Source organism: Marinicella meishanensis (assembly GCF_019931145.1).
In the GTDB taxonomy this organism is placed as follows: Bacteria; Pseudomonadota; Gammaproteobacteria; order Xanthomonadales; family Marinicellaceae; genus Marinicella; species Marinicella meishanensis.
Window position 1 is genome coordinate 16,291 of the sequence record NZ_JAIOUV010000004.1, and the last position, 17,054, is coordinate 33,344.

Annotated in this window: 11 protein-coding genes; 8 read left to right on the top strand and 3 right to left on the bottom strand. The window is 53.8% G+C overall.

The features are described from left to right. The first annotated feature begins 244 nt into the window (after nucleotides 1-244). Nucleotides 245-715: a (2Fe-2S)-binding protein gene (locus K7G70_RS07235; RefSeq protein WP_223787949.1), complete on the top strand. Its 471-nt coding sequence runs from the start codon at nucleotides 245-247 to the stop codon at nucleotides 713-715. After that, nucleotides 712-2,940, top strand: a complete 2,229-nt coding sequence (locus tag K7G70_RS07240; protein ID WP_223787950.1) for a xanthine dehydrogenase family protein molybdopterin-binding subunit — start codon at nucleotides 712-714, stop codon at nucleotides 2,938-2,940. Before K7G70_RS07235 ends, K7G70_RS07240 begins: the two co-directional genes overlap by 4 nt. An 84-nt stretch (nucleotides 2,941-3,024) precedes the next feature. On the opposite strand, the gene K7G70_RS07245 is transcribed toward K7G70_RS07240, so the two are convergent. Next, on the bottom strand, nucleotides 3,025-3,738 hold the full coding sequence (locus K7G70_RS07245) for a c-type cytochrome (RefSeq protein WP_223787951.1): 714 nt from the start codon (nucleotides 3,736-3,738) through the stop codon (nucleotides 3,025-3,027). Nucleotides 3,739-3,975: 237 nt separating this feature from the next. Here K7G70_RS07245 and K7G70_RS07250 point away from each other — a divergent pair, with 237 nt between their 5' ends. From K7G70_RS07250 to K7G70_RS07260, 3 genes are read left to right on the top strand one after another with little or no spacing between them, the layout of a single operon-like run. Beyond that, nucleotides 3,976-5,535, top strand: coding sequence for a sensor histidine kinase (locus K7G70_RS07250; RefSeq protein ID WP_223787952.1), 1,560 nt, complete (start codon nucleotides 3,976-3,978; stop codon nucleotides 5,533-5,535). Continuing rightward, a complete protein-coding gene (locus tag K7G70_RS07255) occupies nucleotides 5,532-6,221 on the top strand; it encodes a response regulator transcription factor (RefSeq protein ID WP_223787953.1) in 690 nt (229 codons plus the stop codon). Before K7G70_RS07250 ends, K7G70_RS07255 begins: the two co-directional genes overlap by 4 nt. Nucleotides 6,222-6,264: 43 nt before the next feature. Continuing rightward, nucleotides 6,265-7,032: an alpha/beta hydrolase gene (locus tag K7G70_RS07260; RefSeq protein WP_223787954.1), complete on the top strand. Its 768-nt coding sequence runs from the start codon at nucleotides 6,265-6,267 to the stop codon at nucleotides 7,030-7,032. Nucleotides 7,033-7,183: 151 nt separating this feature from the next. On the opposite strand, the gene K7G70_RS07265 is transcribed toward K7G70_RS07260, so the two are convergent. Then, nucleotides 7,184-8,074, bottom strand: a complete 891-nt coding sequence (locus K7G70_RS07265; RefSeq protein ID WP_223787955.1) for a hypothetical protein — start codon at nucleotides 8,072-8,074, stop codon at nucleotides 7,184-7,186. Between the two features lie 142 nt (nucleotides 8,075-8,216). On the opposite strand from K7G70_RS07265, the gene clpB reads away from it, so the two are divergent. From clpB to K7G70_RS07280, 3 genes are all read left to right on the top strand, one after another. Then, complete coding sequence (gene clpB, locus K7G70_RS07270) at nucleotides 8,217-10,799, top strand: ATP-dependent chaperone ClpB (protein WP_223787956.1); 2,583 nt, start codon at nucleotides 8,217-8,219, stop codon at nucleotides 10,797-10,799. A 27-nt stretch (nucleotides 10,800-10,826) separates the two neighbouring features. Then, the gene (locus K7G70_RS07275) at nucleotides 10,827-11,123 is read left to right on the top strand and encodes an FmdB family zinc ribbon protein (protein WP_431310019.1); all 297 of its coding nucleotides are present in this window, start codon (nucleotides 10,827-10,829) and stop codon (nucleotides 11,121-11,123) included. An 811-nt stretch (nucleotides 11,124-11,934) separates the two neighbouring features. Then, nucleotides 11,935-12,837 (top strand): lysophospholipid acyltransferase family protein, encoded by a 903-nt coding sequence (locus K7G70_RS07280; protein ID WP_223788380.1) that lies wholly within the window; start codon nucleotides 11,935-11,937, stop codon nucleotides 12,835-12,837. Between the two features lie 723 nt (nucleotides 12,838-13,560). On the opposite strand, the gene K7G70_RS07285 is transcribed toward K7G70_RS07280, so the two are convergent. Beyond that, nucleotides 13,561-17,028, bottom strand: a complete 3,468-nt coding sequence (locus K7G70_RS07285; RefSeq protein ID WP_223787957.1) for a PKD domain-containing protein — start codon at nucleotides 17,026-17,028, stop codon at nucleotides 13,561-13,563. Between the last annotated feature and the right edge of the window lie 26 nt (nucleotides 17,029-17,054).

The following is a 17,054-nucleotide window of genomic DNA, read 5'->3' on the forward strand; positions in this document are numbered from 1 at the left end:
GCTGCGCCCATTGTAAACAGGTCTGGTGTTCATTTTTCTCACAAACAGGACAGCCTGTTGAAAATTCTGGCCAACAACCCGTACCACCAGACCGGCCCTGGCAAGTCGCTGCCCCGTTCGGCCAATGCAGCCAAAGGATCACACCTGAGTCGATTCAAATCACTGCCTTTTGGCATGGTGAGGGCATCTGTTCAAGTGGTATACTGATTGACGCATAAATCAACCGAACAACAGGGGTACTGATATGATTGAATTGAAAATCAATGGCCAGCTGACCAAGCTCGACGTCAGTGAAGACATGCCATTACTGTGGGCATTGCGCGATGTGGCGAAACTCACCGGCAGCAAATATGGCTGTGGCAAAGGCATATGTGGCGCTTGTACCGTGCACATCGATGGCCAAGCCATGCGCTCTTGCATCACCCCAATGTCCTATGCCCAAGGCAAAAGCATCACCACCATTGAAGGCTTGGCAGAGCAAGGCGATCACCCGGTGCAACAAGCTTGGCAAGACTTGAAAGTGGCCCAATGTGGCTATTGCCAAACCGGTCAAATCATGTCGGCCGCGGCCTTGCTGGCCAACAACCCCAACCCCAGTGATGCCGACATCAACGGCGCCATGGCTGGTAACATCTGCCGCTGCGGCACCTACCCCCGAATCCGTGCGGCCATCAAACAGGCGGCCAAAGCCAACAAAGCAGGAGCGCAGTCATGATCCAGAAAATTTCTCGCCGAAAATTCCTGCAAAGCACCGGCTTGGCTTCCGGCACCTTGATGTTGGGGGTGCAGTTTTCGCCCCTCATGGCTAAAACAACTACCCCAAACAGCTTCCAACCCGATGTGTTTGTGTCAATGGATGAGACCGGCCAAGTGACCATCATCTCGCACCGCAGCGAAATGGGCCAAGGCATCCGCAGCACCTTACCACTGTTGGTGGCCGACGAGTTGGAAGCCGATTGGAACCGCGTGACCGTGAAACAAGCACTGGGCGATGCCAAATATGGCTCACAAAACACCGATGGCTCACGCAGTGTGCGCAAGAACTATCAAAAACTCAAAGAAGCCGGCGCCATCATGCGCACCCTATTGCAACAAGCCGCGGCCAAAGTGTGGTCGGTGCCCGTGGACCAAGTGCGCATTGAAAATCACCAAGCCATCCACCAAGACCAACGCCTGGATTTCAAGGAACTGGTGAAAATCGCCAGCACCCTGGAAGTGCCGGCTCGCGATGCTTTGACCCTGAAAACGGCCGATCAGTACCGCTATGTGGCCCAACCCAACATGGCCAATATTGATGGCCACGAAATCATCACTGGCAGCGCTGTTTATGGTTATGACGTTGAATTGGACGGCATGAAATATGCAGTGATTGCCCGACCTCCGGTGGTCTTCGGCACCGTCAAGTCAGTGGACTCGACCGAAACCATGAAAGTCCCTGGGGTGATCAAAGTGGTGCAGCTGCCCGCCTTGACCCCGCCAGCCATGTTCAAAATGTTGGGCGGGGTGGCGGTGATCGCTGAGAACACCTGGGCCGCGATCCAAGGCCGGGACAAACTGAAAATTGAATGGGACCACGGCGCCAATGCCAGTTACAGCACCCAAGACCACGAAGCGGTGTTCATAAAAGCCCTGGAAGATCCCCAAGAAGTGGTGCGCTCCCGCGGTGACATGGCACAGGCGCAAAGCGCAGCGGCCAAAACCATCACCGCCGACTACCACGTTGCTGGCTTGGCCCACGCCACCATGGAGCCACCAGCCGCCACCGCGCGAATCAACGGTGATCGGGTTGAAGTTTGGGCCTGTACCCAAACCCCACAGGCATCCCAGCGCAACGTCATGGGCACATTGCAAATACCGCAAGAGAACGCCGCCAATGTCGAGATCAATGTCACCTTGTTGGGCGGCGGCTTTGGCCGCAAATCCAAACCCGACTTTGTCGCCGAAGCGGCTTTTCTGGCCAATGAAACCAAGCTGCCGGTTAAAGTGTTGTGGACCCGAGAAGATGAAATCAAACACGGTTATTACCATTCACCCAGCTACCAAAAATTGGCCGCTACCTTGGATGCCAAAAATCGGGTGACCAGTTGGTATCATGCCATGGTCAACCACCCCATCAGCGCCACCTTTGATCCCTCGGCCAGGACCGCTGGCAGCACCGATTTGGGTCAGGGTGATATGATGTTTGAGGTGCCCAACATCAAAATCGCCTTGGGCGAAACCGACACCTTCATGCGCATCGGCTGGGTGCGCTCGGTGACCAACATCAACAACGTGTTCGCCGCCTCCTCCTTCGTGGATGAACTGGCGCATGCGGCGGGCCAGGATCCGAAGGATTTTCTGCTGCAACTGATTGGCTCGGACCGCACCGAAGATTTCGAAGCCGATGGCTTCAAATACAGCAATTACGGTGAGCCAGCCGCACAATACCCGGCTGAAACCAGCCGCCTCAAACACGTCATTGAGCTGGCGGCAGCCAAAGCCAAATGGGGGCAGGAGCTGCCTGATGGCACCGGCATGGGCATCGCCGCCTGGCGTTCGTTTTTGACCTACATCGCGGTGGTGGTCAAAGTCTCCACCCAAGGCAACCGGGTCAAACTGGAAGACGTGCACATGGCCGTGGATGCCGGACAAATCCTCAATCCAGACCGGGTCATTTCACAAATGGAGGGCTCACTGATATTTGGTGCATCATTGGCTTTTTACGGAGAAATCACGGCCAAGAATGGCGTCATTGAGCAAGGCAATTTTGATGATTATCAAATGAGCCGGATCAATCAAATCCCCGACGTTCACGTCCATTTGGTGGACAGCGACGCCATACCAACAGGGGTCGGCGAACCCGGATTGCCACCGGTGGCACCGGCCATCTGCAATGCCATCTTTGCCGCCAATGGGCAACGCCATCGCCGCTTACCGATGAAGGATTTGCAGTTGGTGTGATCGCATTGGGTCAATCAACCAGGCCGGAACAGTGGCCTGGTTGATGCCCGACAGTGCAACCCAGACCCAAAACCAACACCAGAGTCACAACTGTTCTTTGACCGCCTTTATTTTTTGCTCAAGCCAAGGTTGGTCATCCACCTTGCTGGCTTTCTTGTAATATTTCAGGGCTTTTTTCGGTTCTTTGTTCAACACATAGGCATCACCCAAGTTGACCAAACTGATCAGGTGTTTGGGGTGCATGGTCAGGTTTTTCTGTAATATGGGGATCACCGCTTGTGGGTGATCTCGGCTCACCATGGCGGCCAAGTCATTGAGCATCTGCGGGGTGAAATCATGGGTGTGTGAACCATAATATTCGGCTTTCAGCTCATCGTGATGGGACAACGCCGCTGCCACCCCCTCTTGGATTAATTTTTGTTTGAGGACATCCACCGTTTGCCATGGTTTGACACTGCCTCGATGGCAGGTGATGCATTGAATTTCAACTTCGCGGTCTTTGATACCTGTGACCATGTGCTGGTTGAGGTCCATCATCATTTTCAACATAAAACGCGCTTTTTCTTTGTTGTTTTTGTCGTCACTGGCAAAGTCAAACTCCCGCAAGGACTGACCTTCCTCTCCCACATGGCAATGTTGGCATCGAACACCCAAACCTTTGGCCATCATGCGCATGGTACGGCGCAAATCAACCGGGCTGATGTCTTCTGACAGCACTTTCAGGTTTTTGGGATCATCAAAAATGTCTGCGCCAACCACCCATGGGCAAGTCAACAACAAGATCATCAGGTATTTCATGGCAGTTCCTTCAATTGAGTGTCTTTGATGGTAGCCAACGGCTGCTGATTTTTGGTTGGGTTTTTGTCAGGAAATGGTCAGAATTCTGTTTTTCAGGTCCCAAGCTTTTGCACAGACATCCACCTGTCGTTACAATGAAATGACCCCTATATCACGCATGTCTATGACACCAACCAATCCCCATCAGTGATCAGCACGACTTCCACAAAATCCTGGCAGCAACACCTCCTGATTGGCATGATGGTGTTGATCGCCTGGGTGCTGATCACTTTGATCTGGCGTCTGCAACAAAGTTGGCAAACCCAACAACAAACTGTGCAGCAGGTGTTGACCGACTATGCCGCCATGGCTGGGGAACAATTCAATCGCAGCATCAAAGGCCAGCTGGGCTACCTGGCCATGTATGACTTGAGTCAACAGTGGGTCACCCCCAATGAACCCAGTGAACTCATCGCCCAATACCTCGATCAACCCCAGGATGCCATGACCGAGGCCCGCTGGCGGGTGCGCTCTGGCATCCAAGCCATCGCGATTCATGACCAACAGCTGGACACCACCACACCAATAAGCCACCCATCATTGGGTGCCATGAAATGTGCCCCAGCTTGGGATCAGCTCAACCTGGAATCAGGCTTTGGTGCGCATCACCTCAGCCAACCCCAGTTGTCTTTTTGTGCCTGGATCAAAGCCAATGATCGCCACATCGCACTGGTTCAATTCAGCCCAGACTTCGTCACCGAAGCCTTGCACTTCCTGGTCGAACAGCGTCCTTTACTGCCTGCGGTGTTGTCCAACAACCAAGCACTGCCGGGGTTGCAGTTAGCCTTGCGACACCCGAGTGGCAGCACCTTGTGGCAATCAGCTGGCACTGACCAGGCAGCAGCCGCTGCCACCACAGTGATCGGCGACGACTACGGTGGTCTGTTCGCCGAATACACCACCCACACCGCGATCACCGAACCATTGGCCGAGCAGCTACTGGATGATGGGTTGCCGCAAACCGAGCTGACTCCTTTGCTGATCCTGATCATGGTGGCAGTGGGGGCCATGGTGTGGATGTATTGGTTGTACCGCAGTGCGGTGCAATTGAACACCGAGAAAGTGTTGTTCATTGCCCGCGCCTCACATGAATTAAAAACGCCCCTGACTCAAATACGCCTGTACACCGAATCCTTGCTGCTGGCGCGTTTACCGGCGCCAGAACAACAGCAACACGCCTTGCAGGTGATCAACCAGGAAAGCATTCGTCTGGGTCAATTGGTGGACAACATTTTGCAACTGAATCAACTCCACCGGGGCACCACCAAGCCACAAGTTCAGACCATTCATTTGGCGGCATTCATCCAACAGCTGCTCGAACTACAACGCATCTTGTGGCAAGACCGGGCGATCCTAACCGAGCTGGACATCCCCACCGACTTGGTTTTGATCAGCGACCCTGACCAGCTCAAACAGGTGTTGTTGAACCTGTTGGACAATGCAGTGAAATTTGGCCCGCCAGCCCAAACCTTGCGGCTGGAAGCCGCTCAGACCGAGCTGCTGACCACCCTGAAATTAACCGATCAAGGGCCTGGCATTCCGCCCCAACAAGTTAAATTGGTCTTGCAAAATCACCAACGCTTGGACCGCGATGAACGGCGCGGCATCAATGGCAATGGTTTGGGCTTGGGCATTGCCCAACAACTGTTGAAACGCTTGGGCGGGCAACTGTCATTTGCGCACCCGGCAACCGGTCTGACGGTGATCATGCAGTTGCCGAATAAGCCCCCAAGGCAGGAGGATAAAGAAGTCTCATGACCACCGTCACCGTGATCGAAGACAACCGCGAGTTGGCCCTGGGCTTGGCTGCCAACTTGCGCCTGGAGGGCTACCACGTGACTTGCTGCCATGACGGGGCCCAGGCGCTGCAACACATCGACGATGAACAGCCGGATCTGTTGATCCTGGACATGATGTTGCCGCACGTTGATGGTTTCACTTTGATCAAACAACTGCACCAAGCGGGGTACCAAATTCCCACCCTGTGTTTGACCGCCCGGTCCACCGAAATGGACAAGGTGCGGGCCCTGCGTTCCGGGGCCGATGATTACCTGACCAAGCCGTTTGGCTTGATGGAATTGTTGGCGCGGGTTGAAGCCCTGCTGCGCCGCGGCACCGCCAGCGAACCCAAGTCAGCCCCGACACCCAGCTTGACTGTGGGCCACCTCACCATCAACACCACCCAACAGCAGGTGTTGGTGTTGAATGAACCGGTGACCTTGCCGCCCAAAGAATACCAACTGCTGCTGTACCTGCTGCACCACCCCACTCGCGCCATCTCCCGCCAAGAGTTGATGCAACAGGTGTGGGGTCACCAAGCCGCGATCAACAGCCGCACGGTGGACACCCACATCGCAGAATTGCGAAAAAAATGCCAGTTGGACGGACGCCACAACACCCAGATCGGTACCGTTTCCAAAACCGGCTACCAACTGTTATCATAATAAAACCGCAAACCATGCCGGATCACGGCGGTCAACAACAACCATGAATCTCATCGGCCTACTTAAATCGATCTTGATCATTTACCTTTTACTGGGCTTGTTGTTGTACCTGTTCCAACGGCACATGATTTATCTGCCCACCGCCGCCACGGCTCACAATTTCACTGCCCTGGAAATCAATCAGGGCCACCCCATCCAAGCCCTGGTCACCCATGACCGGGCCCAACAAGCGATCTTGTATTTTGGTGGCAATGCGGAGAATGTGGCCTACACGGCCGGTGACTTTTTTCAAGAATTTCCCCAACACAGTACTTATTTAATGCAATACCGCGGCTATGCCGGGACGGCAGGGTCGCCCAGTGAGCCGGCCTTGTTTGCCGATGCGCTGGCGTTGTACGATGCGGTTAAACAAAAACACCCATGCATCAAAGTGATCGGGCGTTCTTTGGGTTCAGGCGTGGCCACTTACCTCGCCAGCCAACGCCCAGTCGACCAGCTGGTGTTGGTCACCCCATTTGACAGCATCCGCAACGTGGCCCAGGCCATGCTGCCCATTTACCCCATGGATTGGCTGCTCAAAGACCATTATGATTCTTTGACTCACATCCAACAAGTCCAAGCCGACACCCTGGTCATTGCCGCCACCCAAGACCGGGTGATCCCACCGGCCCGCACCCAAAACCTGATCCAATCAATTCCCGACCATCGCTTGAGCACCATTGAAATCCCTGCCGGTCACAACGACCTGGACTTGAACCCCGCCTACTTCCAATCGATCAAAAACTTCTTCAATTGCCAACAGCGGTGTTGATTTGAGTCAATTAATCCGCATTGAAAAGCGTTTTCGAGGAACTCTCTTGAAGTGAGCATATTTGCTGTTTGCCGTCGTCCTCGGACTTGATCCGGGGACCCATTTTCATTTGGTTTCTGTAACTTGGGAGAACCGTCCATTGCATAAAATATCAGTACTTATAATGCACCTGGAATTCACTGTGATCAGCGTGCTCAATCACCCGGTAGCGGATGTCAAAAGGTTTCAGGTTCAAGCGGGAGGCTTTCAGTTCCTGTTGAAACAGCGTTTTGGCTTGATCAGCAAGCCCTTTGGAGACTCCATAACTCAGCAAGATATAATGTTTTGAAAAGTCACAATCGGGGTTTTTATCGTGTTTATCGAAATCCACATCATAACAAGCTTCTTCTTGGTCCTCGGTATCCAATGCTTTTCTACCATCACTGTAATAGGAATCATCAAAAGATTGTAAAAGTTCTTGTTGATTTAACTGCCTTTCAACCCGATCGATGACCTCATTAAACAATTGAAATCTCAATCTTTCAGCAATGAGGTTGCCTTTGGCCTTTAACAATGAGGTACCCACACAATGCTCTTTCTCATCAAGGTAACTCATGTATTTATTGGTGGGATATTCCAAGCAATGTTCAGCTGACAATTGAGAAAAATCCACCAACTCATAAGGCGTGCCTAAAAATCGCTCCCAGCTTGGGTTTTTAACTGGTGCAATGACAAACAATGCCGATTGACTGCTCCTGAATAGATACTTGGCATGCTGAAATCTGGCCACTTGGGTTCTTCGTTTCAACGGTTCGCCAACCACCACGTCCTCAACTTTGATGTGATATAGGTAAAAGCTGCTCATGCACACTTTTTCAAAGCATTCTGTTGGCATGACACCATCAACATAGGTCTGCTTTTGCAACTTACCAACAAACACCGTGTAATCTGGTGGCACTTCATCACGCTGTTTTAATTCTGGGTCACCACCTGATTGTTTTTCAGTTTCAGCCAAACCGGTCGCACACCAAACCCACATCAGCCACATCATCAGAATTTTCATGCTTGGTCTTGCTCCTTGATCATGGATGCATCATAGCGCTGTTTGACCCAAGTCAAACAATGCACAGGTGGTAGTGGGGTCTATTTGAAAAACCCAGCGCCCACCCCCATTATGCTGCCAATGACATATTTAATTGGAAATCATGAACTTTAATAAATTAACCACCAATTTCCAACAAGCCATCAACGAAGCCCAATCGATTGCGGTCGGCAAAGACCACAACATGATTGAATCGGCCCACGTCCTGGCGGCCTTGTTGGATCAGGAGCATTCTTCCATCAAACACGTGTTGATGAAATCTGGGGTCAACGTCAATCTGTTGCGCCAAAGCGTGCATGAAACCATTGAAATGATGCCGGTGATCGCCAACAACACCGGCCAAGTGAACCTGTCCAACAACCTGATCAAAGTGTTGAACCTGGCTGATAAGCTGGCGCAAAAACGCAATGACCAATACATCGCCAGCGAACTGTTTGCCTTGGCTTTGTTGGATTCCAGTGACACCACGGCCCAATTGTTGAAAAAGGCCGGGGCCCAACGCGATTCATTGGAACAGACCATCGATGAGGTGCGCGGCGACGGCAACGTCAATGACCCGGGCGCCGAAGAAAACCGCCAGGCCCTGGAAAAATACACCGTCGACTTGACCGCCCGCGCGGCACAATCGAAAATGGATCCGATCATCGGTCGCGACGCCGAAATCCGCCGCACCATTCAGATCCTGCAACGCCGCACCAAAAACAACCCGGTGATCATCGGTGAACCGGGCGTGGGTAAAACCGCGATTGTTGAAGGTTTGGCCCAACGCATCGTCAACAACGAAGTCCCCGAAGGGGTGAAAGGCAAAAAACTGTTGTCCTTGGACCTGGGTGCTTTGATCGCCGGGGCCAAATACCGCGGTGAATTCGAAGAGCGCCTGAAGTCGGTGCTCAATGACTTGAGCAAACAAGAAGGCCAAGTGATCCTGTTCATCGATGAATTGCACACCATGGTCGGCGCCGGTGCCGCCGAAGGCGCGATGGATGCGGGTAACATGCTGAAACCGGCCCTGGCCCGCGGCGAGTTGCACTGCATCGGCGCCACCACCTTGGATGAATACCGCCAGCACATCGAAAAAGACAAGGCCTTGGAGCGTCGGTTTCAAAAAGTCTTGGTCGAAGAACCGTCAGTGGAGGACACCATTGCCATCTTGCGCGGTTTGAATGAACGCTACGAGGTGCACCACGCGGTGGAAATCACCGATCCGGCGATCATTGCGGCCGCCACTTTGTCGCACCGCTACATCACCGACCGCAACTTGCCAGACAAAGCCATCGACTTGATGGACGAAGCGGCCAGTCGCATCCGCATGGAAATCGATTCCAAACCCGACAAGCTGGACAAGTTGGACCGCAAATTGATCCAATTAAAAATGGAGCGTGAATCGCTGTTGCGGGAAAAAGACAAGGCTTCGAAAAAACGCCAGGCCGAACTGGAAGAAAACATCGCCACCTTAGAGCGGGAATACTCTGATCTGGAAGAAATCTGGAACAGCGAAAAAGCCGCGGTGCAAGGCACCACCCATTTGAAAGAAGAGCTGGAAGCAGCCAAAGCCGCGTTTGAAGTGGCCCAGCGCGCCGGTGATTTGGCCAAGATGTCGGAACTGCAGTACGGCAAAATACCGGAACTGGAGAAACAAATCAACCAGGCCACCGAAGTGGACATGAGCCAGTTTCAATTGTTGCGCAACAAGGTAACCGAAGCCGAGATTGCTGAAATCGTCTCCATGTGGACCGGCATTCCGGTGAACAAAATGATGGAAGGCGAGAAAGAGAAATTATTGCAAATGGAAGCGGCCATCCATAAACGCTTGATCGGTCAGGAAGAAGCGGTCACCGCCGTGGCCGACGCCATCCGCCGCTCGCGTTCAGGTCTGGCCGATCCCAACCGGCCAATCGGCTCATTCATGTTCCTTGGACCCACCGGGGTGGGCAAAACCGAACTGTGTAAAGCCTTGGCCGAATTCATGTTCGACACCGAAGATTCCATCATCCGTTTGGACATGTCTGAATTCATGGAAAAACATTCGGTGGCCCGCCTGATCGGGGCGCCTCCGGGTTATGTGGGCTATGACGAAGGTGGCTACCTCACCGAAGCGGTGCGCCGCAAGCCTTACTCATTGATTCTGTTGGATGAGGTGGAAAAAGCCCACCCCGACGTGTTCAATGTGTTGTTGCAGGTGTTGGACGACGGTCGTTTGACCGACGGTCAAGGCCGCACGGTGGATTTCAAAAACACCGTGATCATCATGACCTCGAACCTGGGTTCTGATTTGATTCAAGAAAAAATCAATGAACCCTACAAAGCCATCAAAGATGCGGTGATGGGTGTGGTCGGTGGTCATTTCCGCCCGGAATTCATCAACCGGGTTGATGACATTGTGGTGTTCCACCCCTTGAAACAAGAGCACATCCGCTTGATCGCCAAGATCCAAATCAACAAGGTCACCAAACGCCTGGCCAGCCGTGATTTGCACCTGAGCATCAGCGATGAAGCCCTGGACTTCCTGGGTAATGTCGGCTTTGATCCGGTGTACGGCGCCAGACCCTTGAAGCGGGCGATCCAGGATGAGTTGGAAAACCCACTGGCTTCCAAACTGTTGGCCGGTGATTTCCCACCAGGCAGCGTGATTGCGGTGAATTTGGTTGATCAAGCGCTTGAATTTTCTGCGCAGCAACCCCACTAAGGAGCGCAACTGAGCACGGGGCAGTTCATGCCCCGTGTGTGTTGGCCGCAAAGAGAGGACATCAACATGCCCATTTATGAATACCATTGCCGCGATTGCGGCCATGAACTGGAAAAACTGCAAAAAATGTCGGATGCACCGTTGACCGACTGCCCCAGCTGTGACACCCCCAACCTGGTGAAAAAAGTCTCGGCTGCCGGCTTTCAATTGAAAGGCACCGGTTGGTACGCCACCGATTTCAAACACAAAGGCAAACCGCAAACCGCCGACAACAAAAAGACGGCCAGCAAGTCAGACAACAAGACCAAACAAGCCGAGGCTTGAAGGCCTTGTTTTCAGAAGGCAGCGGCTTGACGCCTCGCCATGCCGTCGACTGCAGTCGACGCGCCAAATATTGACTCACTTACCTGCTGCGCCGACCCCCTTTCCCGGACCGCCGACTTCTGTCGGCGTAGGTTTTTGGTTGATGCCCAACAGAATGGTGCCATTCGGTGACCAGATTCAAAAGCTCGGCATCATACCGCCCAATGAAAACCCGGCTCGCCGCCTCGTCCTGTCGTCGACTGCAGTCGACGCTCGACAACATTAACCACCTTCCCTGGAGCGCCGACTTCAGTCGGCGATGAGTTGGGTTGATGCCCAGCAGAACAGATTCAATCGGTGACCAGATTCAAATCCCCGGCATCATACCGCCCAATGAAGACCCGGCTCGCCGCCTCGTCCTGTCGTCGACTGCAGTCGACGCGCCAAGTTGATGGTTGTTACCAACATGCCGTTGTGCCATTCGCCAACGCCACCTGCCACCTCAAATGGGCGATTGTCTATTTTTTCCTACAAGCGCATCAGAATCCATGGACAGACAAGGCCCATTCAAGCCCCGCATAATACCTCCCAAGGATCGGGTAACCCATTGAGCCAACAGGTTGCCAACCAATGAAGCACAGTCAGGGAGAACCGGGAAGCCGGTTCAGTTTGATCATCAACACGGAGTGGTGGTCAGGTACAAGAAGTACCAAACTCGGGAATAAGGGATAGGGGATTTTGTGTTTGGAGTCCCCGGAAATTAACCGCCGTTCGATCAGGATGGCGGTTTTTTTTGCCTGCGATTTACCCAAAGGACTGATTCCACCGACAGATCCATTACAATACCCCCATGCGTGCATTCCTGTTCCAGTTCATCATCCGCCTGTCCAGCTGGCTGTCGCTCAAAACCGCCCACCGCTGGGCGGAGTTTCTGGCCCGGATGGTGTGGCGCTGGTCGGAGAAACAACGGCGCATCACCACCACCAACATGCGCTTGTGTTATCCCCAACTGAGCCCCGAGGACCGAACCCAATTGGCCCGCGACAGTTTGGACGAGACCATCAAATCAATGCTGGAGTTGGGCTTGATCTGGAATAAGTACAGCGACAACATCGATGCCATCATCGGCGAGATCCATGGGTTGGGGGTGTTGGAACAGGCCTTGGCCCAGGACCAAGGGCTGTTGTTGGCCGCGCCGCATTTTGGCAATTGGGAGGTGTTGAACCTGTGGTTGTCGCGGTATCCAGGCTTCTCTTTTCTGTACAAGCCACCGGGTGACCCCAAAATCGAGCGCTTGTTGCTCAAACACCGGGGGGCAGGTGGGGCCAACCAAATCACCGCCGATGCCAAAGGGGTGCGACAGATTTTTGCCGTTTTGAAACAACGGCACATCCTGGCCATCTTGCCCGACCAACAACCGAAAAGCGGCCAAGGAGTGTATGCCCCGTTCATGGGCCAAAGCGCCCACACCATGACCTTATTCAGCAAAGTGGCGAGCAAAACCCGGGTGCCGGTGGTCTTTGCCGTCGCTGAGCGTCTGCCGGATGGCCAGGGCTTTGATTTGCATTTCAAAGCCGGTCCAGCAGCCATCTATGCCGACACCGAAACCTCGGTGGCGGCTTTGAATCAAACCATCGAGGAACTGGTCGCCATCAATCCCAGCCAATACCAATGGACCTACAAACGCTTCAGCATCCAAGCCGATGGTTCGAAGCCTTATCAGAAAGCAACTTGAAGCCCGCTGAATTTAAAGGGCACTTCGACAGGCTCAGTGGGCTTGAAACGTTGGATTCAAAAAGTGGCTGAGCCATGCGAAAGATCCGTGGCCTTGAAGAATTTCAAATTTAAGGTGGCTGAGCCCGTCGAAGCCCTCACTGCGAACAGAAGCGCTCGTTAAGCGAATTCGGCGTTTGATGTTTCTTCAGGCACAGAGCAAAAGACAGATTGGCCCAAATCCAGCATTCGGCAACGGCACCAGCCATTGAAGACTCGGCTCTCCGCCTCGTCTTGTCGTCGACTGTAGTCGACGCTCCTAAAGATTGGAACCTGCCCTGGTTCTCTGACTTCAGTCGGCGTGGATGTTGGTTGAATGCCAAGCAGAACAATTTGATGGGTGACTCAATTCCAAAGTTTGGTTACGTTCCAGCCAATGAAGACTCGGCTCACCACCTCGCCTTGTCGTCGAATGCAGTCGACGCTCCTAAAGATTGGAACCTGCCCTGGTTCGCCGACTTCAGTCGGCGTGGATGTTGGTTGAATGCCAAGCAGAACAATTTGATGGGTGACTCAATTCCAAAGTTTGGTTACGTTCCAGCCAATGAAGACTCGGCTCTCCGCCTCGCCTTGTCGTCGACTGCAGTCGACGCTCCAAAGGTTTGGAACCCACCCTGGACCACCCTGGAGCGCCGACTTCAGTCGGCGGCAGGTGGGCGCGTCGCCCACCTCGCTGGTCTTTGAATCAGTCGTCTTCAGGCGGAATCAAGTTGATCAACGGCAGGTTGCTGCGGCTCCAATTGACGCCCTCGTCGGTGACGTTGTATTGGTTGAGGGTGCCGTCCACTTGGCCGTTCAGGCTCAGGCTGATGTCGCCGACAATGCGGCCGGGGGCACCCACCGCCGGACAACTCGGACAGAAGGTGTTGAAGTAGTAGGCGTCCATGGGGCTGCTGTCATTGGGGCCACTGGCGATGGTCCAATACGGCTGACCGGCATCGGTGTACAGGTAGTTGATCACCACCCGGGCATCACCCAAGGTACCGACCGATTGTCCCCAACCACCCTCATCGGGGGTGAAAAACAGACCGGTGTGTAAATTCGGTGTGTCATCAGGTCCGTACTGGAAAAATTCCAATTTTTCAGCACTCAAGCGGCCATTGATTTCCCGCACCTGAATGGCGTTCGTGGCATCAATAAAGCTGGTGTTGGACCAACCCACGGTGTCGAAGGTCAATTGGCCCTGGCCAAAGCCACCGGGCACTTGATAGCGGGTGATGTTATTGAAATATTGGTTGTGTTTGGCATCGGCGTCATTGGCCAAATACCACACCGGTTCGCCATCGGCTTCGCCAGTGTAGAACAGGTAGACCAGCGAACTTTGATCCAAGGTGTACCAATCGAAGCCGTTGCCGCCGCGATCCGGGTTCCACCACAAGCCACGCCGTGGTCTGAGGTCGTTGCTGGCCACGCTGTCGCTGTTGCCCACGCCACAACTGGTGACCACGCTGCATTGGCCGTTGTTGCCAATGGTTTGGCTGAAGATGTTGCTGGTCCCGGCATTGAAACCTTCGTCATACACCGCCGCCTGCAGATCAATGCCAATTTGGCTGCCGCATTGGGCGTCTTCGGTGACCGCAAAATGCAAGCTGCGGTTTTGGGTTTGGGTCACCGGCATGTTGCCCAATCCAATCACCGGGTTTTCGATGACCATGAAAACACTGCCGCTGGGCGCCGGTTGGAAATCGCGGTTGTATACACAATAAGCCACCGTGGCATTGACCGCCGCGCCGTCATCACAGGCGGCACTGATGCCGTCCGATCCGGTGGTGTTTTGGATACCAACTGTGGCGCCTCCACCATTGATGTTGTTGCCGGCATATTGAAACACCCACTGGGAAGTTTCGGGGTACAAAATGGCCTGCACGTCGATGTCTTCAACGATTGCGGAATTGAACAAATCCGCGCCTTGCCACAAAAACACCTCACACGGCTGATCCACCCCGGTGTCCGCGGGGCGCGGGCAGTTGTCAAAGTACTGGTGGTAAAACACCGAATCTTTCAGGTCATCATGCAAAGGATAAATCCGCGCACCTTCATCATCCTGGTTGGGTGCATCCGGTAACGGACAATCGTTGTCCCAATCACCGCCATTGGCATTGATTGAGGTGCTGAGATAACCGTTGCTGGACGCCCGCAATTGGCTGATGCTTTGGCCGTAGTGATCAAAGCTTTGGGTCAATTGGATCAAAGTCGAACCATCGTCATCAGCCGGAAAATCATCATTGGCCGGCTCCCATTGCAACACGGTGCCGGTGCTGGTGATGTCTATGAAGGTGCGGGCACAATTATCCACCGTGTTGCCATAGGCATCGCTGGGCAGGGCTTCATCTTCAAAGCGCTGTTTGCCCAAGGCCAGGTAGGCATCGGTGGCACTGCGGGCACCCACATTTTGCGCCAGCAGCACGGTCGACCACCGTTCACCCGGGTCAATCACGCTGTTGTTGTTGCCACAAACCTGATCCAAATTTTCACGGATGTTGACCACGTTTTGCAGCTGGATGTCTGGGGCAGCCACCACCAAGGCCTGGTTGGTGCTGCGGCCACAGCCCGATGAGTCACGCACCAAAAGTTTGATGTCGCCCACAAACTCCTGGTTGAAGCGCACCTCAAAATCGGTACCGGTGCCATCGATGATGCCATCCGCTCCCAAATCCCATTGGTAGATATAACCTCCGGTGCCACCGGAAACCTGTGAACTGAAGTTGATCAACTCTCCCACTTCACCACCACTGACTTGACTGATGGCCACCGACGGCGCCAAACAACCTTCGTATCCAGCCAGGGTTTCTGCACCGGTGTTGTCCGGGTCCAACCAATCGGACAAGCGGGACTGGGCGTCACTGCCAAAATCCCAGGCAAAGAACAGGCGCCCATAGCTGTCGGTCACCGGCACATCACAAGTTTCTGCCACGGTGCCAAAATGTAAAGTGCCAATCAGCAAGCCTTCGTCGGTCCACAGTCCACTGCCCGAAGACCCAATCTCGGTGGTCCCCTCGTCCCACTCATCAATGGTGATGTGCGAATCCGTCACACCACCATTGGGCGGCGTGGTGATGAACAACTGGTTGTTTTCAATGGCAATGCGTTTGGCATGGCTTAAAGGATGGTGGACGGAAAAAGCAAAATCCGGGGCGATGTCGCGGCGGTCCCAGCCGGTGTAATGGGTGCCATAAGCGGCATCGGGGATTTCGTTCAGACGCACCAAAGCAAAATCACTGGCGGCGTCGTTGGCTACGTGGGCCGCACCCGACTGGGTGTCGTTGAAGCCTTCCAACGAGATGACGGTGCCACTCAAGGCAGAACCAGGCGTTCGGCAGGTGGCCGATTGGTAATTCCACCAAATGTTCATCGAAGCGGCGATGGCATCCAATTGTGCTTGGTTATTGGCCCTTTCAAAACCACAGTGGTTACCGGTCAAAAAATACGGGGTGGCATCCTCGGCAGTGTTGTTGATCAGTTGACCTGTACAGAAGCTCATTCCTTGTATTGGATCTAAAAAACTGTATCGGGCCACTGAGTTGATCTGTGTGCGCCATGGATTGCCTTCATCACAATTGACGTCGATGTTGCATTCCAAGCTTTTGTTGCCGATGCCGTTGACCGGCTGTTCCCAGAATTTGTAAAAGCCGCGGGGCACATTGAACAGGTTGGCACTCAAGTACATTTTATACCGATTGTCGACTTTGATGGTGATGGATGCCGAGTCGCCAGGCACCGTTCCCGGCCAGAAGTGACCATGCGGTTGATGCACGGCACTGGTGTAGGGGCCTTTGATGATTTTGTGCTGATGACCGACCACCGTCAGCTCCGCGGTGGGCGGTAAGTACAGGTCCTTGAAACCGAAATCCAAACTGGTGGCATGGTCCGCTTGCAGGCGAATGGTCCATTCACTGAAGCCATCTCCCAAATCGGTCCACTGGCCATTGGTGGCGATGCCGTTGGTGATTTTGATGTCGTCGATCAGGGTGTTGATGCCATACTGCACCGGACCTTTGACCAGCGGTGCTTGGGCTTTGTTGGCCACCAGATCGACCGGCGGCAGATGGTAGGTGGCGGTTTGGGCCCAAGCCATGTTGGTGGCGGTGGTCAATGCGGTGGACATGGCGGTGGCCAGCACCCAAGTCCAAAGCGTCGGTTTCTGTCTGTTCATGTGTTCACCTCATGACTGCCTGGCAG

Bases quoted from the DNA above. Each gene is read 5' to 3' on its own strand.
- K7G70_RS07235 (WP_223787949.1), top strand. From the start codon at position 245: ATGATTGAATTGAAAATCAATGGCCAGCTGACCAAGCTCGACGTCAGT.
- K7G70_RS07240 (WP_223787950.1), top strand. From the start codon at position 712: ATGATCCAGAAAATTTCTCGCCGAAAATTCCTGCAAAGCACCGGCTTG.
- K7G70_RS07245 (WP_223787951.1), bottom strand. From the start codon at position 3,738: ATGAAATACCTGATGATCTTGTTGTTGACTTGCCCATGGGTGGTTGGC.
- K7G70_RS07250 (WP_223787952.1), top strand. From the start codon at position 3,976: ATGATGGTGTTGATCGCCTGGGTGCTGATCACTTTGATCTGGCGTCTG.
- K7G70_RS07255 (WP_223787953.1), top strand. From the start codon at position 5,532: ATGACCACCGTCACCGTGATCGAAGACAACCGCGAGTTGGCCCTGGGC.
- K7G70_RS07260 (WP_223787954.1), top strand. From the start codon at position 6,265: ATGAATCTCATCGGCCTACTTAAATCGATCTTGATCATTTACCTTTTA.
- K7G70_RS07265 (WP_223787955.1), bottom strand. From the start codon at position 8,074: ATGAAAATTCTGATGATGTGGCTGATGTGGGTTTGGTGTGCGACCGGT.
- clpB (WP_223787956.1), top strand. From the start codon at position 8,217: ATGAACTTTAATAAATTAACCACCAATTTCCAACAAGCCATCAACGAA.
- K7G70_RS07275 (WP_431310019.1), top strand. From the start codon at position 10,827: ATGCCCCGTGTGTGTTGGCCGCAAAGAGAGGACATCAACATGCCCATT.
- K7G70_RS07285 (WP_223787957.1), bottom strand. From the start codon at position 17,028: ATGAACAGACAGAAACCGACGCTTTGGACTTGGGTGCTGGCCACCGCC.